The sequence below is a fragment of the Streptomyces sp. NBC_01689 genome (assembly GCF_036250675.1).
Taxonomy (GTDB): domain Bacteria; phylum Actinomycetota; class Actinomycetes; order Streptomycetales; family Streptomycetaceae; genus Streptomyces.
This window is the reverse complement of record NZ_CP109592.1, coordinates 2,764,544-2,790,482: the sequence shown is the minus strand read 5'-3', so window position 1 is coordinate 2,790,482 and position 25,939 is coordinate 2,764,544. Positions and strand designations below refer to the sequence as shown.

At 72.0% G+C, this 25,939-nt stretch carries 22 protein-coding genes; 17 read left to right on the top strand and 5 right to left on the bottom strand.

Annotated elements, in window-relative coordinates; all coding sequences use genetic code 11:
* The first annotated feature begins 69 nt into the window (after window positions 1-69).
* From pcaDC to OG776_RS11835, 8 genes are all read left to right on the top strand, one after another.
* The gene (pcaDC, locus tag OG776_RS11870; RefSeq protein WP_329320518.1) at window positions 70-1,368 is read left to right on the top strand and encodes a bifunctional 3-oxoadipate enol-lactonase/4-carboxymuconolactone decarboxylase PcaDC; all 1,299 of its coding nucleotides are present in this window, start codon (window positions 70-72) and stop codon (window positions 1,366-1,368) included.
* Window positions 1,369-1,433: 65 nt separating this feature from the next.
* Window positions 1,434-2,069 carry an MBL fold metallo-hydrolase gene (locus OG776_RS11865; protein WP_148013085.1) on the top strand — a complete coding sequence of 212 codons (636 nt, stop codon included), beginning with the start codon at window positions 1,434-1,436 and terminating at the stop codon, window positions 2,067-2,069.
* A gap of 66 nt (window positions 2,070-2,135) precedes the next feature.
* Window positions 2,136-2,915 carry an exodeoxyribonuclease III gene (locus OG776_RS11860; RefSeq protein ID WP_148013084.1) on the top strand — a complete coding sequence of 260 codons (780 nt, stop codon included), beginning with the start codon at window positions 2,136-2,138 and terminating at the stop codon, window positions 2,913-2,915.
* A gap of 76 nt (window positions 2,916-2,991) precedes the next feature.
* On the top strand, window positions 2,992-3,432 hold the full coding sequence (locus OG776_RS11855; RefSeq protein WP_148013083.1) for a DUF6278 family protein: 441 nt from the start codon (window positions 2,992-2,994) through the stop codon (window positions 3,430-3,432).
* Window positions 3,433-3,590: 158 nt separating this feature from the next.
* A complete protein-coding gene (locus tag OG776_RS11850) occupies window positions 3,591-4,334 on the top strand; it encodes an amino acid ABC transporter ATP-binding protein (RefSeq protein WP_329320515.1) in 744 nt (247 codons plus the stop codon).
* A gap of 17 nt (window positions 4,335-4,351) precedes the next feature.
* Window positions 4,352-5,269, top strand: coding sequence for a glutamate ABC transporter substrate-binding protein (locus OG776_RS11845; protein WP_148013081.1), 918 nt, complete (start codon window positions 4,352-4,354; stop codon window positions 5,267-5,269).
* A gap of 11 nt (window positions 5,270-5,280) precedes the next feature.
* Window positions 5,281-5,925, top strand: a complete 645-nt coding sequence (locus OG776_RS11840; RefSeq protein ID WP_148013080.1) for an amino acid ABC transporter permease — start codon at window positions 5,281-5,283, stop codon at window positions 5,923-5,925.
* Window positions 5,922-6,854, top strand: a complete 933-nt coding sequence (locus OG776_RS11835; RefSeq protein WP_148013079.1) for an amino acid ABC transporter permease — start codon at window positions 5,922-5,924, stop codon at window positions 6,852-6,854. Before OG776_RS11840 ends, OG776_RS11835 begins: the two co-directional genes overlap by 4 nt.
* Before the next feature lie 47 nt (window positions 6,855-6,901).
* On the opposite strand, the gene OG776_RS11830 is transcribed toward OG776_RS11835, so the two are convergent.
* The gene (locus OG776_RS11830) at window positions 6,902-8,470 is read right to left on the bottom strand and encodes an alpha/beta fold hydrolase (protein WP_329320512.1); all 1,569 of its coding nucleotides are present in this window, start codon (window positions 8,468-8,470) and stop codon (window positions 6,902-6,904) included.
* A gap of 134 nt (window positions 8,471-8,604) precedes the next feature.
* Complete coding sequence (locus tag OG776_RS11825; protein WP_329320510.1) at window positions 8,605-9,390, bottom strand: hypothetical protein; 786 nt, start codon at window positions 9,388-9,390, stop codon at window positions 8,605-8,607.
* Between the two features lie 103 nt (window positions 9,391-9,493).
* Here OG776_RS11825 and ggt point away from each other — a divergent pair, with 103 nt between their 5' ends.
* The 9 genes from ggt to OG776_RS11780 all read left to right on the top strand — a co-directional run bounded on the left by ggt (window position 9,494) and on the right by OG776_RS11780 (window position 23,089).
* A complete protein-coding gene (gene ggt / locus OG776_RS11820) occupies window positions 9,494-11,314 on the top strand; it encodes a gamma-glutamyltransferase (RefSeq protein WP_329320508.1) in 1,821 nt (606 codons plus the stop codon).
* Between the two features lie 353 nt (window positions 11,315-11,667).
* Complete coding sequence (locus tag OG776_RS11815) at window positions 11,668-13,884, top strand: hypothetical protein (protein WP_329320506.1); 2,217 nt, start codon at window positions 11,668-11,670, stop codon at window positions 13,882-13,884.
* A gap of 180 nt (window positions 13,885-14,064) precedes the next feature.
* Window positions 14,065-14,907 carry a nitrilase-related carbon-nitrogen hydrolase gene (locus OG776_RS11810; RefSeq protein WP_148013075.1) on the top strand — a complete coding sequence of 281 codons (843 nt, stop codon included), beginning with the start codon at window positions 14,065-14,067 and terminating at the stop codon, window positions 14,905-14,907.
* Window positions 14,904-16,187 carry an aspartate aminotransferase family protein gene (locus OG776_RS11805; RefSeq protein ID WP_329320504.1) on the top strand — a complete coding sequence of 428 codons (1,284 nt, stop codon included), beginning with the start codon at window positions 14,904-14,906 and terminating at the stop codon, window positions 16,185-16,187. The genes OG776_RS11810 and OG776_RS11805 overlap by 4 nt, the downstream gene beginning before the upstream one ends.
* 26 nt (window positions 16,188-16,213) lie before the next feature.
* Window positions 16,214-17,773 carry a PucR family transcriptional regulator gene (locus OG776_RS11800; RefSeq protein ID WP_329320502.1) on the top strand — a complete coding sequence of 520 codons (1,560 nt, stop codon included), beginning with the start codon at window positions 16,214-16,216 and terminating at the stop codon, window positions 17,771-17,773.
* A gap of 145 nt (window positions 17,774-17,918) precedes the next feature.
* Entirely contained in the window at window positions 17,919-18,761 is an 843-nt protein-coding gene (locus OG776_RS11795) for a nitrilase-related carbon-nitrogen hydrolase (protein ID WP_148013072.1), read from the top strand.
* A gap of 148 nt (window positions 18,762-18,909) precedes the next feature.
* Entirely contained in the window at window positions 18,910-20,310 is a 1,401-nt protein-coding gene (gene hydA, locus OG776_RS11790; RefSeq protein ID WP_148013071.1) for a dihydropyrimidinase, read from the top strand.
* An 18-nt stretch (window positions 20,311-20,328) separates the two neighbouring features.
* Window positions 20,329-21,351 carry a TIGR03842 family LLM class F420-dependent oxidoreductase gene (locus tag OG776_RS11785; RefSeq protein ID WP_329320499.1) on the top strand — a complete coding sequence of 341 codons (1,023 nt, stop codon included), beginning with the start codon at window positions 20,329-20,331 and terminating at the stop codon, window positions 21,349-21,351.
* Window positions 21,352-21,562: 211 nt separating this feature from the next.
* Window positions 21,563-23,089 carry an NCS1 family nucleobase:cation symporter-1 gene (locus OG776_RS11780; RefSeq protein ID WP_187285954.1) on the top strand — a complete coding sequence of 509 codons (1,527 nt, stop codon included), beginning with the start codon at window positions 21,563-21,565 and terminating at the stop codon, window positions 23,087-23,089.
* 25 nt (window positions 23,090-23,114) lie between these two features.
* Here the strand turns inward: OG776_RS11780 and OG776_RS11775 are convergent, their stop codons facing one another.
* From OG776_RS11775 to OG776_RS11765, 3 genes are all read right to left on the bottom strand, one after another.
* Window positions 23,115-23,798 carry a hypothetical protein gene (locus OG776_RS11775; RefSeq protein ID WP_329320496.1) on the bottom strand — a complete coding sequence of 228 codons (684 nt, stop codon included), beginning with the start codon at window positions 23,796-23,798 and terminating at the stop codon, window positions 23,115-23,117.
* A gap of 121 nt (window positions 23,799-23,919) precedes the next feature.
* On the bottom strand, window positions 23,920-24,753 hold the full coding sequence (locus OG776_RS11770; RefSeq protein WP_148013067.1) for a class I SAM-dependent methyltransferase: 834 nt from the start codon (window positions 24,751-24,753) through the stop codon (window positions 23,920-23,922).
* On the bottom strand, window positions 24,750-25,775 hold the full coding sequence (locus OG776_RS11765; protein ID WP_148013066.1) for a carboxymuconolactone decarboxylase family protein: 1,026 nt from the start codon (window positions 25,773-25,775) through the stop codon (window positions 24,750-24,752). Before OG776_RS11765 ends, OG776_RS11770 begins: the two co-directional genes overlap by 4 nt.
* Between the last annotated feature and the right edge of the window lie 164 nt (window positions 25,776-25,939).

Below are 25,939 nucleotides of genomic sequence, written 5' to 3'. Positions count from 1 at the left end.
TGTGAGGAGGTTTGGCGGGCGTCCCGATCCCCCGGCGTGAGAAAATGTGGGATGTGGGAACGTGAACGGGTGAGCACGACGACACCTGAACACCTGCAATACCGCTTGGACGGGCCGGAGGACGCCCCGGTCCTCGTCCTCGGCCCCTCGCTCGGCACGACCTGGCACATGTGGGACCGGCAGATACCGGAACTGGCGAAGAACTGGCGGATCTTCCGCTTCGACCTGCCGGGCCACGGCGGGGCCCCCGCCTATCCCGCGGGTTCGTTCACCGAACTCGCGGGGCGCCTGCTCGTCACCCTCGACGCGCTCGGCGTGCAGCGCTTCGGCTACGCGGGATGCGCGTTCAGCGGAGCCCTCGGGATCGAACTGGCCCTGCGCCACCCGGAGCGGATCGCCTCCCTCGCGGTGATCGCCGCCTCACCCCGCTTCGGATCCGCGGACGAGTTCCGCCAGCGCGGGGTGATCGTGCGGACCAACGGGCTCGACCCGATCGCCCGCACCTCTCCCGAACGCTGGTTCACGGCCGGCTTCGCCGCGGCCCAGCCCGCCATCACCGAGTGGGCCGTGCAGATGGTCCGCACCACCGACCCCGGCTGCTACATCGCCGCCTGCGAGGCGCTCGCCGCGTTCGACGTACGGGCCGAACTGGGCCGGATCGGCGTCCCCGCCCTCGTCCTGGTGGGCTCCGACGACCAGGTCACCGGGCCCGCCGAGGCCCGCACCCTGGTCGCCGGCATCCCGGACGCCCGGCTCGCGGTCGTGCCCGGCGCCTCGCACCTGGTCCCCGTGGAGCAGCCCGCCGCCGTCACCGACCTGCTGGTACGGCACTTCTCCACGGCCTGGCAGCCCGCCTACGACTCGTCGACCGGCCAGGTGGCGATCCCGGCGGCCCCGGTGAAGGCGGCCCTCACCACGCCCCCGCCGCCGGCGCCCGTCGCCGAGATCGGTCCCGCCGTCCAGGTCCAGCCCGAGATGATGGGCCGGCCCGACCCGTACGACGCGGGGATCAAGGTACGCCGCGAGGTGCTCGGGGACGCGCACGTCGACCGGGCGCTGGCCTCGGCGGACGCGTTCTCCGGGGACTTCCAGGAGTTCGTCACCCGCTACGCCTGGGGCGAGGTCTGGGACCGGCCGGGTCTCGACCGGCGCTCGCGCAGCTGTGTCACGCTCACCGCGCTGGTGGCGGGCGGCCACCTCGACGAGCTCGCCTTCCACACCCGTGCCGCGCTCCGCAACGGCCTGACCCCGGTCGAGATCAAGGAAGTGCTCCTGCAGGCGGCGGTGTACTGCGGCGTCCCGGCCGCGAACAGCGCGTTCCGGGTGGCCCAGGCGGTGATCCGGGAGGAGACCACCCCGCAGGAGTGATCGTCCGCACGGGGTGAGCGGGGCCGGACAGGCCCCGGGGCGCCCGGCGGGGGCAGGATGGAATCATGAAGCTCACGAAGAAGTCGCATGCCTGCATCCGTCTGGAGAAGGACGGGCGCACGCTCGTCATCGACCCCGGTGCCTTCAGCGAGGAGGACGCGGCCGTCGGCGCGGACGCGATCCTGATCACGCACGAGCACGCCGACCACTTCGACGAGGAGCGGTTGCGGGCCGGCCTGGAATCCCGCCCCGGGACCGAGGTCTGGACCCTGAAATCGGTCGCGGACCGGCTCTCCGCCGCCTACCCGGGCCGGGTGCACACCGTCGGCCACGGCGACACGTTCACCGCCGCGGGCTTCGACGTCCAGGTCCACGGCGAGCTGCACGCCGTGATCCACCCGGACATCCCGCGCATCACGAACGTCGGCTACCTCGTCGACGGGGGCCGGGTCTTCCACCCGGGCGACGCGCTCACCGTCCCCGACCGGCCGGTCGAGACGCTGATGCTCCCGGTGATGGCCCCGTGGAACAAGATCTCCGAGGTGATCGAGTACGTCCGCGAGGTCAAGCCCCAGCGCGCGTACGACATCCACGACGCCCTCATCACGGACCTCGCCCGCCCGATCTACGACCATCAGATCGGCGCGCTGGGAGGCGCCGAGCATCTGCGGCTCGCGCCCGGGACGTCGGCGGAGGTCTGAGCGCGGGGCCCGGGCCGAGCGGGCCGCGGGGACCCGTTGTCGTACCCGCCCGGTAGGTTGTCGGGTATGCGCATCGCGACCTGGAACGTGAACTCGATCACCGCCCGCCTCCCGAGGTTGCTGGCCTGGCTGGAGAGCAGCGGCACGGACGTGCTCTGCCTCCAGGAGGCCAAGGTCGCCGCCGAGCAGTTCCCCGTCGCCGAGCTGCGCGAGCTGGGCTACGAGTCGGCCGTGCACGCCACCGGCCGGTGGAACGGCGTGGCGGTGCTCTCGCGCGTCGGCCTGGAGGACGTGGTCAGGGGACTGCCCGGCGACCCCGGTTACGAGGGCGTCGAGGAGCCCCGGGCGGTCTCCGCGACCTGCGGCCCGGTCCGCGTCTGGTCGGTGTACGTGCCGAACGGCCGCGAGGTGGGCCACCCCCACTACGCGTACAAGCTCCAGTGGTTCGAGGCGCTGAAGGCGGCGGTCGCGGGCGACGCGGCGGGCGCCAGGCCCTTCGCCGTCCTCGGGGACTACAACGTGGCACCGACGGACGACGACGTCTGGGACGTCTCCCTGTTCGAGGGTGCCACGCACGTCACCCCGGCCGAGCGCGCCGCCCTGACCTCGCTGCGGGAGACGGGTCTCACGGACGTGGTCCCGCGCCCCCTCAAGTACGACCACCCCTTCACCTACTGGGACTACCGCCAGCTCGGCTTCCCCAAGAACCGGGGCATGCGCATCGACCTGGTGTACGGCAACGAGGCGTTCTCCAAGGCGGTCGGCGACGCCTACGTCGACCGCGAGGAGCGCAAGGGCAAGGGCGCCTCGGACCACGCGCCGGTCGTGGTGGACCTCGACGTGTGACCCGCGCGCGGGTGGGCGGGCGCGTTCCGGGGCGCGCCTGTGGTGTGTCGGACGGCGGGAATGCCACGCTGGGCGTATGAACATCCCTTTTTTGGGCACCTGGCGCAAGAAGCACGGTCTGGCCTTCGGGGTGGCCGTGTTCACCGAGGGCGACCACGATCCGGCGGGTATCGCCGAACTCCTGGCCGAGTGCGAGCTGCTGCGTTCGCAGGCCTACCAGGCGGGGGTCGAACTCGACGACTCCGCGGGCTCGTTGGAGGCGCTGGACCAGTTGCTGCCGCGCTGGCGCGACGACGAGGAGAGCCTGCCCTGGCTCGGTAACGACGCGGGCCTCTACCTCGGTTCGGTCATCGTGCGCACGGTCTCCGGTGCGGCCTGGGAGATCTGGCCCAACGGTCAGCCGGTGGTACGGCTGACCTCCGGCCGCGAGATCGATGTGGTCGCCTCCGGTCACACCTGGGCGTCCAGCGGTGCGCCGGAGCTGTCCCAGCTGTACGCGGAGGTGTCGGAGGGGTGATCCGGCGGCCGTCGCGCACGTCCCGAACCGGTCGGCCGTAAACCTGAAACTTGATAAATACGGCTAATGCCCGAAAAGTGCGTGTCGTGTGTCGAGTGCGATCTTGCCCGGATAGTTTGCGGCATCTGCGACACCGCGGAGAGTGGGTAGGGCCGGGCATGGCTGTCGATCCTCTGATCGAACTGCAGGGCGTGAACAAGTACTTCGGCGAGTTGCATGTCCTGCAGGACATCGACCTCACCGTCGCCAGGGGGGAGGTGGTCGTCGTCATCGGCCCGTCGGGGTCGGGCAAGTCCACGCTGTGCCGGACGATCAACCGGCTGGAGACCGTGCAGTCGGGGACCATCAGACTGGACGGACGGCCGCTGCCGGACGAGGGCCGGGCGCTCGCCGGCCTGCGTGCCGAGGTCGGGATGGTCTTCCAGTCCTTCAACCTCTTCGCCCACAAGACGGTCCTGCAGAACGTCTCGCTGGCCCAGATCAAGGTCCGCGGCCGCAGGAAGGACGACGCGGACCGGCGCTCCCGTGAACTCCTGGACCGGGTGGGCCTCGCCGCACAGGCCCCCAAGTACCCGGCACAGCTCTCCGGCGGCCAGCAGCAGCGCGTCGCCATCGCCCGCGCTCTGGCCATGGACCCCAAGGCGCTGCTGTTCGACGAGCCGACCTCGGCGCTCGACCCGGAGATGATCAACGAGGTCCTGGAGGTCATGCGGCAGCTCGCGCGCGACGGCATGACCATGGTCGTCGTCACCCACGAGATGGGCTTCGCGCGCTCCGCCGCCAACCGGGTCGTCTTCATGTCCGACGGCCGCATCGTCGAGGACCGCGCCCCCGAGGAGTTCTTCACGGCCCCGCGCAGCGACCGCGCCAAGGACTTCCTCTCCAAGATCCTCAAGCACTGAGCGGGGGAGTGCACCGCATGATCCGTACCACACGTGTGCGCCTCGTCCTGGCGGTGGCCGCCGCGCTCCTCGCCGCCGTCCCGGGCTGCGGCAAGGAGGGCAGCCCGCCCGCCAAGGGACCGGCCGCGGAGAAGCTGCCCGCCTACGAGATCGCGAAGGGCTTCGAACTCCCCGACTCGCCCACCTGGGTGCGGGCGAGGAGACGCGGCCACCTGAACGTCGGCGTCAAGGAGGACCAGCCCTACCTGGGCGAGAAGGACCCGGCGACCGGGGCCTACGCCGGCTTCGACATCGAGATCGCCAGGATGATGGCGGCCTCGCTCGGCTTCGACCCGAAGACCGTCAACTTCCGGACGGTCGCCTCGGCCAACCGCGAGACCGCTCTGCAGAACGGCCAGATCGACTACTACGTCGGCACCTACACCATCAACGACCTGCGCAAGAGGCTCGTCGGCTTCGCGGGCCCGTACTACCTGGCCGGCCAGTCCCTGCTGGTGCGCAAGGACGAGAACGACATCCACGGACCCCAGGATCTGGCCGGCAGACGCGTCTGCTCGGCCGCCGGGTCGACCCCCTACCAGCGCATCAGAGAGGACTACCCGAAAGCCGTCCTCGTCTCCTACGACACCTACTCGGTCTGCGTGGACAACCTGCTCACCTACCAGGTCGACGCCGTCACCACCGACGACGCGATCCTGATCGGCTACGCGGCCAAGGCCCCCGACGAACTCAAGGTCGTCGGAAAGCCGTTCTCCGAGGAGCCCTACGGCATCGGCGTCCCGCGCGGGGACAACGCGCTGCGCTACGCGCTCGACGACGCCCTGCGGGCCCGGGAGAGGAACGGCGACTGGAAGAGGGCGTACGAGGCGACCCTCGGGCTCTCCGGAGTACCGGCGCCCGCCCCGCCCGCCATCGACCGCTACCCGGCGAGCTGAACGAGGCCGACGTGAACGTACTGACAGACAACCTCTCCACCTTCGCCGCCGGATTCCTCGGCACGGTCGAACTCACCGTCTACGCCTCGGCGCTGGCGCTCCTGCTCGGCTTCCTCATGGCCTCGTTCAGGGTCGCGCCGGTCGCCTCCCTGCGGGCCCTCGGCACGGCCTGGGTGACGGTACTGCGCAACACCCCGCTCACCCTGCTGTTCTTCGCGGTCCTGCTCGGCCTGCCGCGCTTCGGACTCGTGCTGCCCTTCCAGCTGTTCGCGGTCCTGGCGCTCGGCTGCTACACCTCGGCGTTCATCTGCGAGGCGCTGCGGGCCGGCATCAACACCGTGCCCAGGGAACAGGGGGAGGCCGCCCGCAGTCTCGGCATGACCTTCCGGCAGACGCTCTCGCTGGTCGTCCTGCCGCAGGCCTTCCGGTCGGTGATCCCGCCGATCGGTTCCACCCTCATCGCACTCGCCAAGAACTCCGCCATCGCCGGGGCGTTCAGCGTCACCGAACTGCTCGGCACCTACAAGACGCTCAGCGAACTCGGCTACAACATCGTCTGGACCTTCGTCTGGATCGCCGTCGGGTACCTGATCATCACCCTCGCCATCAGCGCGGTCTTCAACATCCTGGAGAAGCGCTGGGGAGTCGCCCGATGACCGCCACCGCCCATCGGTCCCCCGCACCCCGTCCGCCGGCCCGCCGGACCGCCGACCTCGGGTCCACCGCCCTCTACGACGTGCCCGGGCCGAGGACCCGGCGACGCCACCGGATGTACGGGTTCGTGTCCACCGCCCTGATCCTCGCCCTGATCGGCTGGATCCTGTATCTCCTCTTCGACACCGGCCAGTTCACCCACACCAAGTGGACGCCCTTCGAGTACAAGGGCATCCAGGAGCTCCTGCTGCGCGGACTGGGCAACACGCTCAAGGCTTTCGCCCTCGCCGCGGTGTTCTCGCTGGCGCTGGGCGGCCTGCTGGCCACGGGACGCCTCTCCGACCACCGCCCGGTCCGCTGGATCTCCACGCTGGTCGTCGAGTTCTTCCGCGCCATGCCCGTGCTGGTGATGATCTTCTTCATCTTCGTGGCGCTGAAGGTGCAGCCGCTGCCCGCGCTGGTCGCCGGACTGACGCTCTACAACGGCTCGGTGCTCGCCGAGGTCTTCCGCTCCGGCGTCGGCTCCGTCGACCGCGGGCAGCGGGAGGCCGCGTTCGCGCTGGGCATGCGTAAGACCCAGGTCATGTCCCACGTCCTCGTACCGCAGGCCGTACGGGCCATGCTGCCCGCCATCATCAGCCAGTTGGTGGTCGCCCTGAAGGACACCTCGCTCGGCTATCTCATCACCTACGAGGAGTTCCTCCACGCCGGGAAACTGATCGCGTCCAACCTGGACTACGATTTGCCGTTCATCCCCGTGGTGATGGTGATCTCGCCGATCTACATCGGGATGTGCATGCTGCTCTCCTGGTCCGCCCACTGGGTGTCCCGGTGGGAGCGGCGCAGTCCCAAGACCGAGGCCGTGAAGGTGGCACCGGCCGAACCAGGGACGCTGCTGCGGGGTGGGGGCCGGCCCCCCACCGCCCCATAGGGGAGCAGCAGCTCACAGGGCCAGGCCCGGCCGGCGGCAGCCGGAGATCACTGCTCGCGCAGGGGAATCGACACGAAGGACGGGTCGTTCGCCGGTGAGGAGAAGGTCAGCTGCGCGCCGGGCGGGTTGTGCTCGGTGTAGAGCGGGTCGACCGTGTCGACGACCAGGGCGAGCCGGTGTCCCGCGGGGACGTCGTAGGCCGTGGAGTACAGGTCCAGATCGACGCCGAACGGCCGGCCGGGTGTCCGCCCGTGGAAGGTGTACGGCGCGTTGCTGACCAGCTTGCCGAGGCCGAGCGGCCCCACGTCGTACAGGTAGGCGACGAGGGTGCCGCTCTCCTCGGTCGGGGTGAGCGTGGTGTGCAGCCGGGCGGTGCCGCGGACCTGCTGGACGTCCGTGTACCGCTCCGACTGCCAGACGGCCGCCCAGCGGCGCGGCAGCAGCGGGACGGCCGCCGTCGGAGGGATCCGGGCCACCTGGTCCAGGAGGCTGGAGAGGAAGATGATCCCGCCGTCCGCGCCCGAGTCGACGTTCGTGTGGATCGTGGTGGTACCCGCCAGCGCCATCTTCCGCGTGGTGGCGCCGACCGACTTCCAGTCCGGGTAGCCCTCGTAACCGCCGGTGGAGCGGGACTTGAGCCGGACCGGCTGCTCACGGTCGATTCCGTTGTCCTCGCCCCTGAGGTAGTGGTCGAACCAGCGGCTGGCGTCCGTCCACACGTCGTTGGGGACTCCGAACAGACCGGTGAGCTCGGCGGTGGCGTGGTCGCCGGGGCGGAACTCCAGGCGTTTGGGCCCGGTCAGCTCCTCGTAGAAACGGGCGTACTGGTTGGGCGGGAAGATCGTGTCGCCCCAGGCGTTGGCCATGAAGACGGCCGGCCCGTTCCGGTCGAGCTGGTCGACGTAGGTCTCGGGAGAACGTTTCCGCCCCCAGGCCATCATCTCCTGCTCCTTCGAGAGGTCCGAGGAGAAGAAGGCCGAGAGGATCCCGCGGAGTTCGGCGCTGGGGCGGCCGGTGACGGCGCCGACGCCGCCGAGCAGGGCGGTGGCCTGGGTGTGCTCGGTGCGGCCGGAGTAGATCGAGTCGATGAGGTCGGCCCAGCCGCTCAGCGCGGCCACCGCCTTGATCCGCTTGTCGTGCTCGGCGGCCAGCAGGCTGATCCCGGCGCCGTACGAGACGCCGGCCACGCCGATCCGCCGCGCGTCGGCGGGGGTGTGGGCGAGCGCCCAGTCGATCACCCTGGAGGTGTCGGCGACGTCGGGCGGCCCGGCCACTTCTATCTCGCCGCCCGACTGCCAGAAGCCGCGGACGTTGTAGGTGACGACCACATAGCCGGAGTCCGCGAGCCTGCGGGCCTGGGCGAGGTACTCGACCTGGGGCAGGCCCCAGCTCGTGGGCAGCACGAGGAGCGGGTAGGTGCGGCTGCCGTCGGCGTCCGCGGGGGTGACGACGTTGCCCTTGAGGACCGTGCCGCCGTCCCCGGCGATGTCGACGAAACGGACGCCGTCCGAGGCCGCCCCGGCGGCGGGCGCGAGCCCGAGGGTGCCGCCGGTGATCAGGGCCGCCGAGACGGCGCCCACGGCGGTCGTGCGCAGGGCATGGCGACGCTGTCCCACGGGCCACTCCTCACTCGTGCGGGGAAAGTGACCCGACGGTAACCGCGCGCGTTTACCGGAAGTAACCCGTCGGTAAGTTACGCGCCGGTAAAGGTTCCGGTAAGGTGACGGGAGAGTCCTTTATGTGATGATTTCTACGACGAGCGGCGCGAGGCGCGTGCGGTGCGCGCGGGCGTGGGCGCGGGGTCCGACGCGGGCGTGGGCCGCGGGGACTGGGCGGCGCGGGTCACGTCCGCCACCTGTTCGACCACGTCGGGGCCGTACGCCTGGGAGTTCACCACCTTCAGGAGCAGGACGAAGGAGTTCCCGCCGTGTCTGCGCGCCAGCCGCTCGTGGTTGCGGGCGAGATAACGGGTGGCGGCCTGGTTGGTGATCGCCCGCTGGCCGCAGAAGAGGAACACCGGCCGCGTCCCGCGTTCCTGGCCGGCGACCAGACGGGCGAGGATCACGTACTCGGCCTTGCCCGCCTCCAGGCGGTAGTGCTCGCTGCCGATCCGGAACGCGCCGCGTTCCGGCCCCGGTTCGGCGTCGACGTTCACCTCGACGCCCGGAAGCAGGGAGTGCAGATGTGCCGCCATCCTCCGGTTCGACGACGGACCGCCGACACAGAACTCCGTCCGCTCCCCGAAGCCCTGCTGGGTCGCGTCGTGCGCGATGACCTGGGCGTGCGCGCCGCAGTCCTTGATCAGCGCGGACAGTTCGAGCAGTGCGAAGACGTCGTGCCGCATCACCGTGAGCTCCGGCCCGCCCGCCTCCCGGTTGACCACCAGCAGCGACTCGGAGTTGTCGGGCAGCCCGAAGAACGCCTGCTTGCGCCGGAGCCTGCGCTTCCACAGATAGGTGCGGGCGAGCCAGCCGAGGGCGGCGCTGATGCCCGCAGCCAGCACGCCGAGGACGATGTTGCGCACGTCGTCATTCATGGGCGCGCATGCTAGCCGGAACGCGCACCGGTGTTCGAGGGGTCCTGACGGAAGGGCAGGGGTGAAGTTACGCTGCGCAGACGGCTGTTGACTGGAGGTACGGATGCGTCGCCCTGTTGCGCGGAATCTGGCGGTCCTGGCGGTTTCGGCCGCGGTGGTGTCGGTCGGCGCCGCGGCACCCCCGGGCTCGGTGAAAGCGGCCGTGCCGGTCGCCGCCGGCGCGCCGGCGAAGGTCCCGGTCGCCGTCGGGTACGGCGGCGCGGTGGCGAGTGTGGACTCCGACGCCTCCGCGGCGGGGATCGAGGTCCTCAGGAAGGGCGGCAACGCGGTGGACGCGGCGGTCGCCACGGCCGCGGCCCTCGGCGTCACCGAGCCCTACTCCTCCGGCGTGGGCGGAGGCGGCTACTTCGTCTACTACGACGCCAAGTCCCGTACGGTGCGCACGATCGACGGCCGCGAGACCGCGCCGCTGAGCGCCGACTCGGGGCTGTTCCTGGAGAACGGCAAACCCCTCCCCTTCGCGGACGCCGTCACCAGTGGACTGAGCGTCGGCACGCCGGGCACACCCGCCACCTGGCAGACGGCGCTGGACAGTTGGGGCAGCAGGCGGCTGAGCACCGTGCTCGCGCCCGCGGAGCGCATCGCCCGGGACGGCTTCAAGGTCGACGCGACCTTCCGCTCCCAGACGGAGTCCAACGAAGCCCGCTTCAGGAACTTCCCGGACACCGCGAAGCTGTTCCTGCCCGGCGGGAACCTCCCGGTGGTCGGCTCGACCCTCAAGAACCCCGATCTCGCCCGCACCTACGAGGAACTGGGGCGCAAGGGCGTCGGCGCGATCTACCGCGGCGACCTCGGCAGGGACATCGTGGCCACCGTGAACAAGCCGCCGGTGGACCCCCGTTCCGCCTACGACGCGCGGCCCGGAAAGCTCTCGCTCCGGGACCTGGCGGCGTACCGGGCGAAGAAGCAGGCGCCCACGGAGACCTCGTACCGCGGTCGGAAGGTCTACTCGATCGCACCCTCCTCGTCCGGCGGCACCACGGTCGGCGAGGCCCTCAACATCCTGGAGAGGACCGACCTCTCCCGGGCGAGCGACGTGCAGTACCTGCACCACTTCATCGAGGCCAGCCGGATCGCGTTCGCCGACCGGGGGCGCTGGGTCGGCGACCCCGCCTTCGAGAACGTCCCCACGAAGGAACTGCTGTCGCAGAAGTACGCCGACTCGCGCGCGTGCCTGATCAAGGACAATGCGGTGCTGACCAGCCCGCTCGCCCCCGGGGACCCGCGCCACCCGGCGGCCTGCTCCACCGCCGGAAAGGCCGCCCCGACGACGTACGAGGGTGAGAACACCACGCACCTCACCGTCGCCGACAAGTGGGGGAACGTCGTCTCCTACACGCTGACCATCGAGCAGACCGGCGGCAGTGGCATCACCGTCCCGGGCCGGGGTTTCCTCCTCAACAACGAGCTGACGGACTTCTCGTTCACCCCGGCCGACCCGGCCGTGCACGACCCGAACCTGCCCGGTCCCGGCAAGCGGCCGCGCTCGTCGATCTCGCCGACGATCGTGCTGGACCGGCACGACCGGCCGGTGGTGGCGCTCGGTTCACCGGGCGGGGCGACCATCATCACGACCGTGCTGCAGACCCTCACCGGATTCCTGGACCGCGGACTGCCGCTCGTCGACGCGATCGCCGCGCCGCGGGCCAGCCAGCGCAACGCGGCGCAGACGGAACTCGAACCGGGGCTGTACGACAGCCCGCTCAGGGCCCGGCTGGAGGCCCTGGGGCACTCCTTCAAGCTCAACCCCGAGATCGGCGCGGCGACCGGCGTCCAGCGCCTTCCCGACGGCAGGTGGCGGGCCGCGGCGGAGACGGTGCGGCGCGGCGGTGGCTCGGCGATGGTGGTGCGCCCCGCGCCGTAGAGGCCGGCGGGCGGAAGGTGAACGGCGCGGTGCCCCGCGCCGTTCACCGGCACCCTCGCGCGGAGCCGGGGTCGGCGTGCCGTCAGGATGCCGGGCCCTGCCCGGGCCGACCGTTTCGGCACCGAGGTCCACGGAGACCAGGTCGCCGTCGCGCGGCCGGTGGCCGGTGGCCGGTGGCGGGTGGCGGGTGGGGACGCAGGGGAGGCCCGCGCCCGGATCGCGCTCGGACCGCGCCTGGACGGCCTCGGCCACCGGACTCCGCGCCCCGCCGGAAAACTCCCCGTAGCCGTCCCGTAACACGGAGGGTGTTCTCTACCGGACCGGAGTACTCCAGTCGGGCGGGGAGTCGTGTGATGGTTGTGGATCAACTTCCGGCAGAGATCCGGGAGTTCGCGAGCTTCCTGGACGGGCTGATGCGCCGGCTCGATCAGGACGGCGGCTGGTGCGGGGTGTTCTGGCAGCGTGACCCCGACGGCATGCGGGCCTGCCTGGAGGGTCGTGAGGTACCGCCCTGGGACGTGGTCGAGGCGCTCCTGCAGGACCTCGGCGCGGAGCACGGCGCGGCGGTCGCGGCGCGGGAGGCCGGGCGGGCCCGTTCGCTGCACGGCGCCTCGCTCACGGCGTTCGACGCACGGCCCGGCGGGCGCGACGCGCTCGGCGACCGTCTCGACGTGATGCTCCGTGAGCGGCGCTACGCGGCCGAGCGCCGGACCGAGCTGAACCGGCTGCTGGGGGAGGCCGTCACGGCGGAGGACGCCGACGCGGTACGGCTGGACCTGGCCTGGGCCCAGGACGACCACGAACGGGCCACGGCCCGCTGCGCCGAACTCCGCCGGCGTGCGGAGGACCTCGACCGCCGTGCCCTCGGGGCCCACGCGTCCGGCGGGCCCGGCCTCCCGGGGGGTGCCGCGGGCGTCCCCCGGGCGGTGGACGACCGGGCGGTGGACGACGGCGAGCGCGGGGACCGTCCGGTCGCGTGGACGGCCGAGGGAGCGTGGGGGCGGCACCCGCGCCCCGGCCCCGGCGCGGACGACGCCTGGCCCGGTCGGGGGCGTCCCGAGGTCCCCGCACCCGCCTCCTCGGCCACCCCGGCCGCTCCTCCGGCCCCCGGCCCACCCGCCGCGCTCGTCGGACCCCGCGCGGACGGCGACGGTGCCTTCGCCCCCGGCGAGGCCGTCTCCCCGGCGCCGGGTCTCCCGCGTGCCACTCCCGGCACCGGAGCGCGGAGGTTCACGCCCGACGGGCCGAACGCCGGTGACAGGGCTCCCGGTTCGGACCGTGCCGCTGTCGCCGCCGGGGATGGGGGCGGCCGCGGGGACGACAGTGGGAGCGGGAGCGGCGCCTTCCCGCCCGGTCGCCCCCGGACAGGTGCGGAGGCGTTCGGCGCCGCCCGGCCGGCCGCGCCCGGAGGAGTCCCCGGCCCGATAGGGGATTCCGGCGTCCGGGGTGACCACCTGGCCTCCGGCCGTCCCGCCTCCGCGGCCCCCGCCCGCACCCGGCCCGCCCCGAACGACACCGCCTTCGGCGGCCCCGTAGGCTCCCGCGCCCACGTCGACGCAGGCGCCGCCCAGAACGCCCTCAGGCCCGAGACCGGCGACCCCTTCCGGGGCCGGAACCCCGAGACCGCCCCGGGCGGCAGCGGTTTCGGTACCGTCCCGCCCGCCTCCGGCCCCCGGCCCGACGCCTACGCCCCGGACGCCCGGCCGGGGGACGACGCTTCCGGCCTCCGGCCGGGGGACGACGCCTCCGACGCCGTACCGCCACGCGCCGAAGCCCGGCCGTCACCCCCGGAGTCCGCGACCCCCGGCGGGGCCGGCCGCTCCCCGGGACGGCGCTCCAGGCGCCGCCCCCGGGGCAGCGCGCGGTTCGCCGGGCTGACGGACGCCGGCACGGCCCCCGTGCCGGTGCCGGGCGCCGCGGTGCCCCTGCCCGCCGCCCCGGCCGCGCCGAACCGCCGTACGCCACGCGGCGCGCGATTCGCGGGAGCCGCCGAGGAGCGGCCGGAGCCGCGGCCGGCACCCGGCACGGAGCCGCCGGACGAGGACGCCGGGCGGGACACCGCCGAGACCGTCGGGAGACTGCTGCGCCTGCGCGCCGAGGGCCGCAGCGGCGAGGCGCACGCCACGCTCGTCGAGGCCGCGCACTGGCCCGCCGCCCGCTTCCCGCTGCTCGCCGCGGAGTTGAGGGAGGCGGGCCTCGACGCGGACTGGGCCACGCTCCTGTGGGAGGCCGCGTCGCTCCCCGCGGACCGGCTGGTCGCCGCCTTCGACGCACTGGTCGCGGCCGGCCGCACCGCCGACGGGCGGCAGATGCTGCGCCAGGGCGTCGCCCGCCCCGCGCCGGAGATCGGGGCGGCCGTGCTCGGCCTCGCCGACGAAGGCCGCCGACGGGAGATCCGGGCGCTGCTCGACGCCTATGTGCGGGTCCGCACCCCCGAGGAGGCCGCCCGCAGCGCGGAGAGCGACCCGGCGCGGCTCGTGCCGCTCCTGCTGGACGCCGCCCGGGGAATCTCGGAACGGCACCACTGGGACCTGGTGCACGCCCTCCGGGTGGCCGGGTTCGCCGCGTGAGTCACCCGGGCGGCCCACGCCCCGGTCAGCCTCTCACCCACAGGGGGGTGAAACGTGATCGACTCAGCGGGTTAACCCCGATGGTCTTGGCAAGGCTGTCCAGGGGGCTTACTTTCGAGCCTCTACCGCCTTGTTCTACGGGCGTAGAGGCTCTCTGACGTCCCGTCGAAGGAGCAGCTCATGGCCAACGTCGTACGCGCCGCTCTGGTCCAGGCGACCTGGACCGGCGACACCGCTTCCATGGTCGCCAAGCACGAGGAGCACGCCCGCGAGGCGGCCCGGCAGGGCGCGAAGGTGATCGGCTTCCAGGAAGTCTTCAACGCCCCCTATTTCTGCCAGGTCCAGGAGCCGGAGCACTACCGCTGGGCGGAACCCGTGCCCGACGGACCCACGGTGACCCGTATGCGTGAACTCGCCCGCGAGACCGGCATGGTCGTCGTGGTGCCCGTCTTCGAGGTCGAGCAGTCCGGCTTCTACTACAACACCGCGGCCGTGATCGACGCCGACGGCACCTTCCTCGGCAAGTACCGCAAGCACCACATCCCGCAGGTCAAGGGCTTCTGGGAGAAGTACTACTTCAAACCCGGCAACCTCGGCTGGCCCGTCTTCGACACCGCCGTCGGCCGGATCGGCGTCTACATCTGCTACGACCGCCACTTCCCCGAGGGCTGGCGCCAACTCGGCCTCAACGGCGCGCAGCTCGTCTACAACCCCTCCGCCACCTCCCGCGGCCTGTCCGCCTACCTCTGGCAGCTGGAACAGCCCGCCGCGGCCGTGGCCAACGAGTACTTCGTCGCCGCGATCAACCGTGTCGGGCAGGAGGAGTACGGCGAGAACGACTTCTACGGGACCTCGTACTTCGTCGACCCGCGCGGCCGGTTCGTGGGGGAGCCCGCCAGTGACAAGACCGAGGAACTCGTCGTCCGGGACCTCGACTTCGACCTGATCGAGGAGGTGCGTCAGCAGTGGGCGTTCTACCGCGACCGCCGGCCCGACGCGTACGAGGGGCTGGTGCAGCCGTGAGCGACCTGTACGCACGGCACAAGGCGGTCCTGCCCGACTGGCTCGCCCTCTACTACAAGGACCCGCTGGAGATCACCCACGGCGAGGGCCGCCATGTCTGGGACGCCGACGGCAACAAGTACCTGGACTTCTTCGGCGGCATCCTGACGACGATGACCGCGCACGCGCTGCCCGAGGTGACCAAGGCCGTCAGCGAGCAGGCCGGGCGGATCATCCACTCCTCCACGCTCTACCTCAACCGGCCCATGGTCGAACTGGCCGAGCGGATCGCCCAGTTGTCCGGCATCCCGGACGCCCGGGTCTTCTTCACCACCTCCGGCACCGAGGCCAACGACACGGCCCTGCTGCTCGCCACCACCCACCGGCGCAGCAACCAGATCCTCGCGATGCGCAACAGCTACCACGGCCGCTCCTTCAGCGCGGTCGGCATCACCGGCAACAAGGGCTGGTCGCCGACCTCGCTCTCGCCGCTGCAGACGCTGTACGTCCACGGCGGCGTCCGTACCCGCGGTCCCTACGCCGACCTGTCCGACAGCGAGTTCATCGCGGCCTGCGTCGAGGACCTCAGGGACCTGCTCGGCCACGTCCGGGCGCCCGCGGCCCTGATCGCCGAACCCGTGCAGGGCGTCGGCGGGTTCACCGCCCCGCCCGACGGCCTCTACGCGGCCTTCCGGGAGGTCCTCGACGAGCACGGCATCCTCTGGATCGCCGACGAGGTGCAGACCGGCTGGGGGCGCACCGGCGAGCACTTCTGGGGCTGGCAGGCGCACGACGCCGCGGGCCCGCCGGACATGCTGACCTTCGCCAAGGGCATCGGCAACGGCATGTCCATCGGCGGCGTCGTCGCCCGCGCCGAGATCATGAACTGCCTGGACTCCAACTCCATCTCGACCTTCGGCGGCTCACCGGTCACGATGGCGGCGGGGCTGGCGAACCTCGCCTACCTCCTCGAACACGACCTCCAGGGCAACGCCCGGCGCGTCGGCGGTCTGCTCATCGAGCGGCTGCGGGCGATTGCCGCGCAGGTCGACGGCGTACGGGAGGTCCGCGGTCGCGGGCTGATGATCGGCGTCGAACTGGTGAAGCCCGGCACCGACGAGGCGCATCCCGAGGGCGCCGCCGCCGTGCTCGAAGCGGCCCGCCAGGAAGGCCTGCTGATCGGCAAGGGCGGCGGTCACGACACCAGCGTGCTGCGCATCGCGCCGCCACTGTCCCTCACCGTCGCGGAGGCGGAGGAGGGCGCGGCGATCCTCGATCGCGCGCTGAGGTGCATCCGGTAAGAGAACCTGAGCAAGGGAACGCCGCCATGACCACCGCCCCGGACACCGCCCTGTCGGTACGCCAGGTCCTCACCCTGGAGCGGGTGCTCGCAGGCGAGCCCGAGGTGGTGGCGGGCGCGGGCCACCTCGACCGGCCCGTGCGCTGGGTGCACGTCGCCGAGGCCGCCGACGTGGGCGTCATGCTCAGCGGCGGGGAGATGGTGCTCACCACCGGCGTGCTGCTGGCCGGCGACCCGGACGCGCAGACCGAGTACATCCGTTCGCTGCACCGCGCGGAGGCCGCGGCCGTCGTCCTCGGACTCGGCCGGGCCTTCCCCGCGGCGCCCGACGTGATGTGCCGCGCCGCCGAGCGGTGCGGGCTGCCCATGGTGGTCCTGCACCGCCCCTTCCCCTTCGCCGAGCTGACGGAGGAGGTGCAGTCCCGGCTGGTCTCCAGCAAGTTCGCGGCCGTGAGCCTCTCCGAGTCCGTGCGCACCGCGCTCACCGGCCTCATCACCTCGGGCGCTCCCATGCAGCGGATCCTCGACGAGATCGCCGGGCACGCGGCCTGCCCCGTCGTCGTCACCAACCTCGCCCACCGGGTCCTCGCCACCGCGGGGGAGCGGTCGGCGGTGGACGACGTGCTGCGCGACTGGGAGCGCATCGCCCGGCAGGCGGGCGGCAGCGAGGGCGACGGATGGATCCGGGCCGAGCTGGGCGGGCGGGGCGAACGCTGGGGCCGCATCGTGCTGTGCGGCCACCGCGGCGACGCGGTGACCGGGCGGCTGCTCGCCGACCGGGCCGCCGAGGCCCTGGTCCTGCACCGGATGCTCGCCGGACCCGCGCACACCTGGGAGGAGGAGTCCGCGCAGAGCCTGCTCACCGACCTCGTGACCGGCGTCGTACCGGCCCGGCAGCTGCTGCCCCGGGCGCGCGCCGCCGGACTGCCCGTGAACCGGCGGTCGTTCGTGCCGCTGGCCGTCCGGGACGGCGACCCGGCCCGGCTGGACCGGGTGCTCAGACTGCTCGGCCTGTCCGGACTCGTCGCCGAACTCGCCGACGGGACCACCGCCGTGCTGCTGAGCCTCGCCCGCGACCAGGACGCCGAGGCGCTGGCCGCGCACTTCGCCGCCCGGCTGCGGCACGAGACCGGGGGCCCCGCGACCGTGGCGGCCGCCGCCGCGCGGCACGACTGGGACGACGTGCCCGGCGGCCTGCGGGAGGCCCTGCACGTCGCCGAGGCGGCCGCCGACACCCCCGTCGGCCAGCAGGACCACCCGGTGGTCGTGCGGCTGCGTGACGTCCATCTGCGCGGCCTGGTGCGGCTGCTGAGGGACGACCCGCACGTCCAGTCCTTCGCCGAACGGGAGCTGGACGGGCTGCTGTGCGGGGCCGAGTCCGACCCGGAGCTGCTGCCCGTGCTGCGGACGTATCTCGCGACGGGCCGCAACAAGTCCCGCACCGCGCGGCTCCACCACGTCAGCAGGCCCGCGCTCTACCGCCGGCTGGAGGCGATAGAGGCACGCCTCGCCGTCGACCTCGACGACTTCGAACAGGCGGCCTCCGTCCACATCGCGCTGCTCGCGCACGACGCTCAACAACGGTGAAACACCGGATGACTCAGGTGAAACATGCGACGACGCGGGGGTGACACCGTGGAACGGCAACGCACCGCAGACGTGACACGGTGCACCTCAAAGCCGTCTGCCGGGCTTCCTAGGCTCCTCGCACACCGAGCGACCGGAGGTCCCGATGAGCAGAGTGATCCGCGCCGCCGTCTTCCAGACCGCCTGGACCGGCGACAAGGAGTCGATGATCCAGGTCCACGAGCAGGCGGCCCGCGACGCCGCCGCGCAGGGCGCACAGGTCCTGTGTTTCCAGGAGCTCTTCTACGGGCCCTACTTCTGCCAGGTCCAGGACAAGGCCTTCTACGCGTACGCGGAACAGATACCCGAGGGCCCGATCGTCCGGCGCTTCCAGGCACTCGCCGAGGAACTGGGCCTCGTCCTCGTCCTGCCGATGTACGAGGAGGAGCAGCCCGGCGTCCTGTACAACACCGCGGCGGTGATCGACGCCGACGGCTCCTACCTGGGCAAGTACCGCAAGACCCACATCCCCCAGGTCGGCGGGTTCTGGGAGAAGTTCTACTTCCGGCCCGGCAACTCGGGCTGGCCGGTCTTCGACACCGCCGTCGGCAGGATCGGCGTGTACATCTGCTACGACCGGCACTTCCCGGAGGGCTGGCGCGCGCTGGGCCTCGCGGGTGCCGAGATCGTCTTCAACCCGTCGGCCACCTCGCGCGGACTCTCCGGCTACCTGTGGCAGCTGGAGCAGCCGGCCGCGGCCGTCGCCAACGAGTACTTCGTGGGCGCGATCAACCGGGTGGGCGTCGAGGAGTACGGCGACAACGACTTCTACGGGACGAGCTACTTCGTCGACCCGGAGGCCCAGTTCGTCGGCGAGGTGGCGAGCGACAAGGAGAGCGAACTCGTCGTCCGCGACCTGGACCTGGCCAAGCTCCGCGAGGTGCGCGACCGGTGGCAGTTCTACCGGGACCGTGCCCCGGGGGCGTACGGGCCGCTGACGGCTCCCTGACGGCCGGCCCCGGGCGGGTCCGGCCGTCAGGGGCCGGGCCCGCCCGGCCGCCGTCCCCCCGGGCCCGTCCCGGGCGGACGGCGTCGGGCGCGGTCCTCGGCAGTTTCGGAAATCCCCCAGTGCACGCACGACCGGAAGGAGAGGGAGCATGAGCCGTACCGTCATCCGTGGTGGTCTCGTCATCACCGCGTCCGACGAGATGCACGCCGACGTCCTGATCGAGGACGGCCGGGTCGTCGCGCTCGCCGCGACGGGCACCCCGACGGCCGAGTCGTGGACGGCCGACCGGACCGTCGACGCGGCCGGGAAGTACGTCATCCCGGGCGGCGTCGACGCCCACACCCACATGGAGCTGCCGTTCGGAGGCACCTTCGCCTCCGACACCTTCGAGACGGGCACCCGGGCGGCGGCCTGGGGCGGCACCACCACCATCGTCGACTTCGCGGTGCAGAGCGTCGGCCACTCGCTGCGCGAGGGCCTCGACGCCTGGAACGCCAAGGCCGACGGGCAGTGTGCCGTCGACTACGCCTTCCACATGATCGTCTCGGACGTCAACCAGGACACCCTGAAGGAGATGGACCTGCTGGTGGAGGAGGGGGTCACCTCCTTCAAGCAGTTCATGGCCTACCCCGGTGTCTTCTACAGCGACGACGGCCAGATCCTGCGCGCGATGCAGCGCTCCGCCGAGAACGGCGGCCTGATCATGATGCACGCCGAGAACGGCATCGCGATCGACGTGCTCGTCGAACAGGCGCTGGCCCGGGGCGAGACCGACCCGCGCTTCCACGGGGAGGTCCGCAAGGCGCTCCTGGAGGCCGAGGCCACCCACCGTGCCATCAAGCTCGCGCAGGTCGCCGGGGCACCGCTGTACGTCGTGCACGTCTCGGCGCAGGAGGCGGTCGCCGAGATCGCACGGTCGCGCGACGAGGGCCTGAACGTCTTCGGCGAGACCTGCCCGCAGTACCTGTTCCTGTCGACCGACAACCTCGCGGAGCCGGACTTCGAGGGCTCGAAGTACGTGTGCAGCACCCCCCTTCGGCCCAAGGAGCACCAGGCCGCCCTGTGGCGGGGCCTGCGCACCAACGACCTCCAGGTGGTGTCGACGGACCACTGCCCCTTCTGCTTCGTGGGCCAGAAGGAGCTCGGCCGGGGCGACTTCTCGAAGATCCCCAACGGCCTGCCCGGCGTCGAGAACCGCATGGACCTGCTGCACCAGGCCGTCGTCGACGGGCACATCTCGCGCCGCCGCTGGATCGAGATCGCCTGCGCCACCCCGGCCCGGATGTTCGGCCTGTACCCGAAGAAGGGCACCATCGCGCCGGGCGCCGACGCCGACATCGTCATCTACGACCCGCACGCCGAGCAGGTCATGTCCGCCGAGACGCACCACATGAACGTCGACTACTCGGCGTACGAGGGCAAGCGGGTCACCGGCCGTGTCGAGACCGTGCTCTCGCGCGGCGAACCCGTCATCACCGACCGGGAGTTCACCGGACGCGCGGGGCACGGTGTGTACACGCCCCGCTCCACCTGTCAGTACCTCCTCTGAACGCCTAGGAGTGGCGCCATGGACTTCGGACTCGTCCTGCAGACCGACCCCCCGGCCTCCCGCGTCATCGAGCTGATGAAGCGGGCCGAGGACAACGGCTTCACGTACGGCTGGACCTTCGACTCCGCCGTGCTGTGGCAGGAACCCTTCGTGATCTACAGTCAGATCCTCGCGAACACCGAGCGGCTGACGGTCGGACCGATGGTCACCAACCCGGGCACGCGCACGTGGGAGGTCACCGCGTCCACCTTCGCGACGCTCAACGACATGTACGGCAACCGCACCGTGTGCGGCATCGGACGGGGCGACTCGGCGATGCGTGTCGCCGGACGCAAACCGAACACGCTCGCCCGGATCAGCGGCGCGATGAAGGTCATCCGGGCGCTCGGCCGCGGCGAGGAGGCCGACCTCGGCGGTACCGTCGTCAAGTTCCCCTGGGTGCGGCCGGGAGCCGAACTCCCGGTGTGGATGGCCGCGTACGGCCCCAAGGCGCTGAAGATGACCGGTGAGGAGGCCGACGGCTTCATCCTCCAGCTCGCCGACCTCTATCTGACCGAGTACATGGTCAAGGCGGTGAAGACCGCGGCGGCCGAGGCGGGCCGGGACCCGTCCGAGGTGACGATCTGTGTGGCCGCGCCTGCCTACGTCACGCGGGACGACTCCCCGGAGGCGGTCGCCCACGCCCGCGAGCAGTGCCGCTGGTTCGGCGGCATGGTCGGCAACCACGTGGCCGACCTGGTCTCCAAGTACGGCGAGCACTCCGCCGCCGTGCCCGCCGAACTCACCGACTACATCAAGGCCCGTGAGGGGTACGACTACTCCCACCACGGACGCAGCGGCAATCCCGACACCACGTTCGTGCCCGACGAGATCGTCGACCGGTTCTGCCTGATCGGCACCGCCGAGCAGCACGTCGAGAAGCTGAACGCGCTGCGCGAGCTGGGCGTCGACCAGTTCGCGCTGTACGACATGCACGACGCGCAGGAGGCGACCATCGACGCCTACGGGTCGACGGTCATCCCGGCCGTCAACGGCCGATGACCGGCTGAACGACCCCTGGGGCGGGGTCCGTCGGGGCCACACGGCCCCGTCCCGGATCGCAGGCCCCACCGCCACCCCTCACCCCGTTCTCCCCTTCCCGCGGGCCCACCGTCCGACCGTCCCGGGAAGGGGACAGGGCGCTCTCCCCGCGCACCCCCCATGGAGCCACCCGCACGGCCTTTCCGTCACTCCTCACCTGATGGGCCTGCCCATGACCGATACCGTCCCCACCGACAGCCCACCGACCTCCCAGGTCACGCTCCCCGACGGCCGGGTGGAGATCGCCCCCGGCGCTCCCGCACCCAGCGGCCCCTACGCCAACGAGGACCTGCTGCCGGTCCCGGTCGCGCGGCGGACCTGGACCACGTACAACTTCTCGGCGCTGTGGGTCGGCATGGCCCACAACACCGCGTCCTGGACCCTCGCCTCCGGTCTGATCGCCGTCGGCATGGACTGGAAACAGGCCGTGCTCACCATCGCGCTGGCCAACCTGATCGTGCTCGTCCCGATGCTGCTCACCGGGCACGCGGGCCCCAAGTACGGCATCCCGTTCCCGGTCTTCGCCCGTGCCTCCTTCGGGGTCCGCGGTGCCAACCTCCCAGCCGTCGTGCGGGCGTTGGTGGCCTGCGGCTGGTTCGGCATCCAGACCTGGATCGGCGGCGAGGCGATCTACTTCCTCGCCGGGAAGCTCTTCGGGGACCGCTGGGCGAACGCCTCGCACATCGGTGGCTACGCGTGGACGATGTGGCTGTCCTTCGCGGTCTTCTGGGTGCTCCAGGTCGCGATCATCTACCGGGGCATGGAGACGATCCGCCGCTTCGAGAACTGGGCCGCTCCGTTCGTGCTCGTCGGCGCCGGCGTCATGCTGTGGTGGATGAGCAGCAAGGCGGGCGGCTTCGGCCCGCTGCTCGACCAGCCCTCCAAGCTCGGCTGGGGCGGCGGCTTCTGGAAACTCTTCTGGCCCTCGCTCATGGGCATGATCGGCTTCTGGTCCACCCTGTCGCTGAACATCCCCGACTTCACCCGCTACGGCAGGAGCCAGAGGGCGCAGACGATCGGACAGGCCCTCGGCCTGCCCACCACGATGACCCTCTTCGCCTTCCTGTCCGTCATGGTCACCTCGGGGTCGCAGGCCGTGTACGGCGAGGCGATCTGGGACCCGGTCAAGCTGGCCGCCAAGACCGACAACGTCGCGGGGATCGTCTACGCGCTGGTCACCGTGCTGGTCGCGACCCTGTCCGTGAACATCGCGGCCAACCTGGTCTCCCCGGCCTTCGACTTCTCCAACATCGCGCCCAGGAGGATCAGTTTCCGGGCCGGCGCCATGACCACCTGCGTCCTCGGTGTGCTGATCTTCCCCTGGAAGCTGTACTCCGACCCGCAGGGCTACATCTTCACCTGGCTCGGCCTGGTCGGCGGGCTGCTCGGCACGGTCGCCGGCATCCTCATCGCCGACTACTGGATCCTGCGCCGCACCCGGCTCGACCTCACCGACCTGTACCGCACCGGCGGACGGTACTGGTACGACGGCGGCTGGAACTGGCGGGCCGTCGTCGCCTTCGTCACCGGCGGAGTCCTCGCCGTCGGCGGCGCCGACTTCCACCCGCTGATCGACGGGCGGCCGATCCCGGCGCTGTCGTCGCTCGCCGACTACGGCTGGGCGGTGGGCCTGGGTACGTCACTGGTGCTCTACACCGGCCTGATGCTGCTGAGGGGCCGCACGGAGTCCGAAGCCTGACCCACGGCCGCGCGAGGGAGAACGGTCAGACCTTCCGGCCGTTCTCCAGCGTGGCCACCACTTCCTTGGCGGCCTTGATGGCCCCCTTGTTGATCTCGTCGGTGCTCGGCGCCTTCTTCGTCTCGAAGTCGCTTCCGTTGTACGTGACGGCCACCAGCGCGTTGGACACGCGGGCGATCACCACCCCCTCGCGGGTCTGCTGCTTGTCCTCGGTGGTGAGGTTCACGACGGAGTAGCCCCCGTCGCCGAGGCCGGGCACGGGGCCGCCGCCGCTCTTCTTCGTCACCCGGTCCTGGTAGGACTTCTGCGCCGCCGCGTCCGAGGCCATGATCTCGTAGGACACGTCGAGCCAGCGGTAGTCGAACCCCTTGAGCGCGTTCCAGGAACAGGTGCGGCGCACCGACCTGTCGGTGGACGCGATCTCCTGGCCGGCCGTCTTGGCGCCCGGGACCAGCGAGCTGATCGACTTGGTCGCGAGGCTGGTGCACGGCGCGGGCGCGGCCGTGTAGGTCTTCACGGCCGCCGTCGTCGAGGGCTGGGACGGACTCCCGCTCTCCTGGCCCGACTTGGGCCCGGTCCCGGTCCCGGATCCGGCCGAGGACGCGGGTGGCGAAGAGGAACCGGACGACATGACCCAGCCCGTGCAGGCGAGCACGGCGACCGGCAGCAGACGCGCGGTGAGGGCGAGCGGCAGAGGAAGAGAACGCACGGCGCACTTCTCGTGGGGGACGGTGCGGAGGAGTCCGCACTGCGGACGGGACGCCAGTGTCACATGACTCCCTGTGGGGCGGAAGGGCGAACTCGCTCCGTGCCTGTGCGGTGACTGTGGTTCATCGCCGGACGGCTGGACTCCACTTCGCCGTCACCAGCCACACCGCCGCCCGCAGGCACACCCCCCGATCCGTCTCATAAGGGCGCAGAGCATCCTCCAGGGCTCGGCGGGCGGCCGCGTCGACCACCTGTCCGGGCGTACGCGAGAGGACGAAACCGACCGCGTCCGCCGCGTCCCGCCCCCACACCGCCTCCGCGCCGACCGGTGTGACACGCACCTCGTCCCAGCCCGCCAGCACCGCACGGAGCCGTGCCGGGTCGGACAGCGAGGCCATCGCGGTCTGCGCCGCGACGGTGTGGGCGTCCGGAGCGTCGAGGAGTTTCGCGAAGAGGCTCAGGGCACGCGACTCCTCCTGGTGCGGACCGGCCGGCTGCGGGCAGACGAACGCGAGGCGCCCGCCCGGCCGCAACGCCCGGGCCAGATTCCGGAACGCGGCCTGATGGTCCGCGAAGAACATCACCCCGCCCCGGCTGATCACCACGTCGTAACCGGCGGGCGGGAAGCGGTGGGTCTGGGCGTCGCCGAGTTCGTAGGCCACGTTGGCGACACCCTCGGCCGCGGTGAGCGCCCGGGCCCGTTCGAGCAGGGGCGCCGAGAGGTCGACGCCTACCGCGTGCCCGTGCGCGGCCAGCCGGCCCGCGGTCCTCGTCGTCGCGCCGGCCCCGCAGCCGACGTCCAGGACCCGGTCGCCCGCGGCGATCGCGGCCCCCTCGAAGAGCGCGTCGTCGAGACCCGACACGAGCGCGCCGTAGCGGAGGTGATGGGTGGCCCAGTGGGTGCCGAGCGGCCCGTTCCACACCCGCGCCTGCACGGAGTCGGCGATCCGCGTCATGAGGCCTCCCTCGCCGCGCGCACGGGCAGCGCGGTCTCGATCCGGTCGACGGCCGCGAAGGCTCCGTACGCCACGAGCCGCACCAGCGGGCCGTCCGTGCGTTCGGGGGTGCGCCAGGCCGCCACGTCCTCGTCCGTGATCCGGTACGGGGCGAGCGCGGCCAGCAGCGCCAGACGGGCGCCGGGACGGTCACGGCCGGGCAGCCCGGCCCACCCGAGCGGCGGATGCGCGCCGTCCCAGGCGCCCAGCGTCTCCCGTACGAGGAGGCGGTCGGCGGCGTCGAGCAGCTCCCCGCCCTCCCCGGCGGCGGCGCGCAGCGCTGCGTAGGCGGGACCGACCGTGGTCGCGCCCGCCCAGTCCGGGCCCGGACCGGCGTGGTCCAGGATCGCCAGACCGGCATCGTCGAGGAGGGTCAGACCGGCGCCCGGCACCGGGTGCCGGCGCACGGTCCTGGACAGCGACCGCCCGCCCAGACTCCGCACCGCCCGGAACCGCTGGACGCCGCCCGGCAGCAGCCGCTCGGTCAGCAGCGCCGACACCACACGGTTGATGAAGTGGAAGGCGAGGGCGGTGCCGATGTACGCCGGCGCGTGCGCCGCGGGGAAGGGGTACGGGGCCAGTTCCCGCGCTCCGGGGACCCGGGTCGCCCTGCCCCAGGCCAGCACCCGTGCCTGCCGCTCGTCGGCCGGCGCTTCTCCCCGGGCCACCCTCTCCGCGAGCGCGTGGTCGCCGGTGGCGTGCAGCAGCATCCGGTGCGCGTCCACGCAGAACGGACAGCGGTTGGCCTCGGACACGCCCAGCGCCGCGAGCTCCTTCCCGGTCCGGCTCCCGTCGCCCGCGATCAGCGACTCACGCATCAGCGCCCAGGCGGACGCCATGATCCCGGGCGCCGAGGACAGCACGACGAAGGTGGCCGCCCGCGAGATCCCGAAGTCCCGGGCGAGCTGGGCGTAGACGGAGCGGACCGGACCGGCGGCGGACGCGGGCTCGGGCGGAACGGTGTACCGGAAGGGACTGGACACGGGATGCGCCTCCTGGTGGGTCGTGCGGTGACCCGACGGCCACCGCCCTCGCAACCCTCGTCCACCGGGGGGTGCGCGGGCGTCGTACGGCCGAAGACACTCCCGGCTGCGCCACCCGGCCCGCACGCGCCCGGGACTACTCCGCCGGGAGTAGGCCGGACCCC